This is a genomic window from Microbacterium sp. B24 (assembly GCF_000333415.1).
GTDB lineage: Bacteria > Actinomycetota > Actinomycetes > Actinomycetales > Microbacteriaceae > Microbacterium.
Genome location: NZ_BADB01000084.1, coordinates 1 through 3,818 on the forward strand (window position 1 = coordinate 1; position 3,818 = coordinate 3,818).

Sequence of the window (3,818 nt, forward strand, 5' to 3'; positions counted from 1 at the left end):
TCGCAGGGCCGCGGCCCGTTCGGCGCTCAGACTCGCCCCCGTGGGATTCTGGGCGCGAGGGGTGAGCAGCACGGCGCGCACTCCGGCATCCAGCGCCGCCTGGAGCCCGGCGACGGTCATGCCCTCATCGTCGACGGGCACGGCGATGGGCCGGTACCCGCCGAGGCGGACCGTGTTCAGGCTCGCGAGGAAGCACGGATCTTCGAGGGCCACGGCGTCGTCGCGCGTGAGCGTCAGCGCGAGCAGGCGCTCGATCGCGTCGGACGCACCTCCGGTGATCGTCAGACGCAGCGCACGGTCGTCTCCGACGGCGGTGCGCATCCATTCCTCGGCCCAGGCGGCCAGGTCGCGGTCGATGACGGGCTCCCCGTACAGCACCGGGCGACCCGCGATGCGGCTGAGCGCCGGCCGCAGATCGGGGATGAGTGCCGGGTCAGGGTTCCCTGCCGCGATGTCGCGCAGCACCGTGCCGTGAGCGAAACCCTCCTGGGCCAGGGGAGCGCGTTCGACGACACGCGTACCGGCGCGACCGCGCGCTTCCACGAGCCCGGCCTGCGTCAGCAGCCGGTAGGCGGACACGACGGTGTTGCGATTCACGCCCAGATCGTCGGCAAGGTTTCGCACCGGGGGCAGTGCGGCGCCCGGCGCCAACTCGCCACGCTCGATTCTCTGTCGCACGCTGTCCGCGATATGGGTCGCAGTGGACCCGACGATGCGCGGCGCCGCGGAGGCATCAGGGGCGGCGTTCACGTCGATCAGTCTATGTGACAGAACATGCTACGTTTTGGCCTAGGCCAATGTCCGCGCCGCCCTCCGCGGCGATGACCGACATCCACACCCGAAGGAGAACGCCCGTGTCCACTCCCCTCACCGGATCATCGCGCGTCAAGCGCGGCCTCGCCGAGATGCTCAAGGGCGGCGTCATCATGGACGTCGTCACGCCCGACCAGGCGAAGATCGCCGAGGATGCCGGGGCCGTCGCCGTCATGGCCCTCGAGCGCGTGCCCGCCGATATCCGCGCCCAGGGGGGAGTGTCGCGGATGAGCGATCCGGACATGATCGACGGCATCATCGAGGCCGTGTCGATCCCCGTCATGGCGAAGGCCCGCATCGGGCACTTCGTCGAGGCGCAGGTGCTCCAGGAACTCGGCGTCGACTACATCGACGAGTCCGAGGTGCTCTCACCCGCGGACTACGTGAACCACATCGACAAGTGGAACTTCACGGTCCCGTTCGTCTGCGGGGCGACCAACCTCGGCGAGGCGCTGCGGCGCATCACCGAGGGCGCGGCGATGATCCGCTCCAAGGGCGAGGCGGGCACCGGCGATGTGTCGGAGGCCATGAAGCACATCCGCAAGATCCGCGGCGAGATCGCCGCGCTCGGTGCGCTGTCTCACGACGAGCTGTATGTCGCCGCCAAGGAGCTCCAGGCCCCCTACGAGCTGGTCGCCGAGATCGCCGAGACCGGAACGCTCCCGGTCGTCCTGTTCGTCGCCGGCGGGGTCGCCACACCCGCCGACGCCGCGATGATGATGCAGCTGGGCGCCGACGGCGTGTTCGTCGGCTCCGGCATCTTCAAGAGCGGCGACCCGGCGGCCCGCGCCGCCGCGATCGTGAAGGCGACCACGTTCTTCGACGACCCGAAGGTCATCGCCGACGTCTCGCGCGGCCTCGGCGAGGCCATGGTCGGCATCAACGTCGCCGACCTGCCGGCCCCGCACCGGCTCGCCGAGCGCGGATGGTGACGTCCGGGATGCCGCGCGTCGGGGTCCTCGCCCTCCAGGGAGACGTTCGCGAGCACGTCCGGAGCCTGGAGGCGCTGGGCGCGGAGGCCGTCGCGGTGCGCCGTCCCGCCGAGCTGGCCACCGTCTCCGGCCTGGTCATCCCGGGGGGCGAGTCCAGCGTGATCGACAAGCTGGCGCGCACGTTCGGCCTGCAGCAGCCGATCCGCGCTGCGATCGCCGACGGGATGCCGGTGTACGGCACGTGTGCGGGGCTCATCCTGCTGGCGGACCGCATCGCCGATGGTATCCGTGGACAGGAGAGCGTCGGCGGGCTCGACATCACCGTGCAGCGAAACGCCTTCGGCTCACAGATCGACTCGTTCGAAACGCAGCTCGAGGTCGCCGGATTCGACACCCCCGTGTCGGCGACGTTCATCCGAGCGCCGCGGGTGGTGCAGACCGGACCGGATGTCGACGTGCTGGCCTCGCTGCCGGACGGCGCGATCGTCGCCGTGCGCCAGGGTGCACTGCTCGGCACCGCCTTCCATCCCGAGATGTCGGGGGAGACGCGGTTCCACGAGCTGTTACTCGACCTCATCGCCGCGCGCGCGAGCTGAGCGGCTGCCGCGATGTCGGTGCGGCGGGCTAGCGTGGCGACATGACCACCTGGGTGGCGCTCCTTCGCGGAGTCAACGTCAACGGCATCACCATCCGCGGCGCCGATCTCGCCGACCTGATGCGCGCGCTCGGCTTCGGCGAGGTGAAGACGATACTGGCCAGCGGGAACGTGCGCTTCACCGCCGACGTCGACGTGTCGGACCGCGCGAAGCTGAAGAAGCGGATCGAAGACGCCCTCCGCGAACGATTCGACTATGACGCCTGGATCGTTCTCGTCACCCTGGCCGAGCTGGATGCGACCGTCTCGACGTTTCCCTTCGACGCCGACGACGAGGCCCGCCAGCCCTACGTCGTCTTCTGCAGCGAGATGGCGGTGCGTGATGCGCTGGCGGACGCCGCAGCCTCCTTCGACCCGCGGGAGGATCCGACGCAACCCGGATTCGGCGTCGTCTACTGGAGCCCGCCGAAGGGGCACACCCTCGACACCGCATTCGGAAAGCTGCTCGGACGCGCCGAGTACAAGCCGACGACCACGACACGAAACCTCCGCACGCTCGTCAAGATCCTCCGCTGAGAAGCAGCGGTGTCGCCTGAGTAAACTGGAGATCATGTCCGGACACTCCAAATGGGCCACGACCAAGCACAAGAAGGCGGTCATCGACTCCCGCCGCGCGAAGTCGTGGGCGAAGCTCATCAAGAACATCGAAGTCGCCGCCAAGCTCGGCGGCCCGGACCTGCAGGGAAACCCGACCCTGTTCGACGCGGTCCTCAAGGCCAAGAAGACTTCGGTCCCGAAGGACAACATCGACCGCGCCATCAAGCGCGGTGCCGGTATCGGCGGCGAGTCGGTCGAGTACTCGTCCATCATGTACGAGGGATACGGCCCCAACGGCGTCGCCCTCATGATCGAGTGTCTGACCGACAACAAGAACCGCGCCGCCGCCGAGGTGCGCACCGCCCTCAGCCGCAACGGCGGAACCCTCGCCGACCCGGGATCGGTCGCCTACAACTTCTCCCGCAAGGGCGTCATCGTCGTCTCCGAAGACAACGCGAGCGAGGACGACATCATGCTCGCTGCCCTTGAGGCCGGCGCCGAGGAGATCGAGCCGCACGCGCAGGGCTTCGAAGTCATCACCGAGGCATCCGACCTCGTCGCCGTGCGCTCCGCGCTGACCGAGGCCGGCATCGAGTACGAGTCGGCCGACGTCGAGTTCGTGCCGAACCTCAAGGTCGAGATCGACGCCGAAACGGCCCGCAAGATCTTCCGCCTGATCGACGCGCTCGAAGACAGCGACGACGTGCAGAACGTCTTCAGCAACTTCGACTTGAGCGCCGAGGTGCAGGCCGAACTCGAAGACGACGAGTAAGCCGCGCGTCGAATCGCCGCGTCCGGGCCGCGGCGCTTAGCGTGGGGGAGTGACATCCGCTCTGCGCGTCCTCGGCATCGGACTCTAGAGGATCCCCGGGACCGAGCTC

General features: G+C 68.8%; 5 protein-coding genes. 4 read left to right on the forward strand and 1 reads right to left on the reverse strand.

Features of this window, described 5'->3' with window-relative positions:
• Positions 1-750: aminotransferase class I/II-fold pyridoxal phosphate-dependent enzyme (locus tag I5I_RS01910; protein WP_036315780.1), on the reverse strand; the 750-nt coding region annotated here is incomplete at its 3' end.
• A gap of 71 nt (positions 751-821) precedes the next feature.
• On the opposite strand from I5I_RS01910, the gene pdxS reads away from it, so the two are divergent.
• The 4 genes from pdxS to I5I_RS01930 are packed head-to-tail and all read left to right on the forward strand — an operon-like array spanning position 822 to position 3,709.
• Positions 822-1,745 carry a pyridoxal 5'-phosphate synthase lyase subunit PdxS gene (pdxS, locus tag I5I_RS01915; RefSeq protein ID WP_187289900.1) on the forward strand — a complete coding sequence of 308 codons (924 nt, stop codon included), beginning with the start codon at positions 822-824 and terminating at the stop codon, positions 1,743-1,745.
• Positions 1,739-2,341 carry a pyridoxal 5'-phosphate synthase glutaminase subunit PdxT gene (gene pdxT, locus I5I_RS01920; protein WP_036315787.1) on the forward strand — a complete coding sequence of 201 codons (603 nt, stop codon included), beginning with the start codon at positions 1,739-1,741 and terminating at the stop codon, positions 2,339-2,341. The genes pdxS and pdxT overlap by 7 nt, the downstream gene beginning before the upstream one ends.
• Before the next feature lie 41 nt (positions 2,342-2,382).
• Positions 2,383-2,916 (forward strand): DUF1697 domain-containing protein, encoded by a 534-nt coding sequence (locus I5I_RS01925; protein ID WP_036315790.1) that lies wholly within the window; start codon positions 2,383-2,385, stop codon positions 2,914-2,916.
• A gap of 34 nt (positions 2,917-2,950) precedes the next feature.
• Positions 2,951-3,709, forward strand: a complete 759-nt coding sequence (locus I5I_RS01930) for a YebC/PmpR family DNA-binding transcriptional regulator (RefSeq protein ID WP_036315793.1) — start codon at positions 2,951-2,953, stop codon at positions 3,707-3,709.
• Positions 3,710-3,818: the final 109 nt, after the last annotated feature.

Excerpts from the sequence above, each read along its gene's own strand:
- pdxS (WP_187289900.1), top strand. The coding sequence starts at position 822 with ATGACCGACATCCACACCCGAAGGAGAACGCCCGTGTCCACTCCCCTC.
- pdxT (WP_036315787.1), top strand. The coding sequence starts at position 1,739 with ATGGTGACGTCCGGGATGCCGCGCGTCGGGGTCCTCGCCCTCCAGGGA.
- I5I_RS01925 (WP_036315790.1), top strand. The coding sequence starts at position 2,383 with ATGACCACCTGGGTGGCGCTCCTTCGCGGAGTCAACGTCAACGGCATC.
- I5I_RS01930 (WP_036315793.1), top strand. The coding sequence starts at position 2,951 with ATGTCCGGACACTCCAAATGGGCCACGACCAAGCACAAGAAGGCGGTC.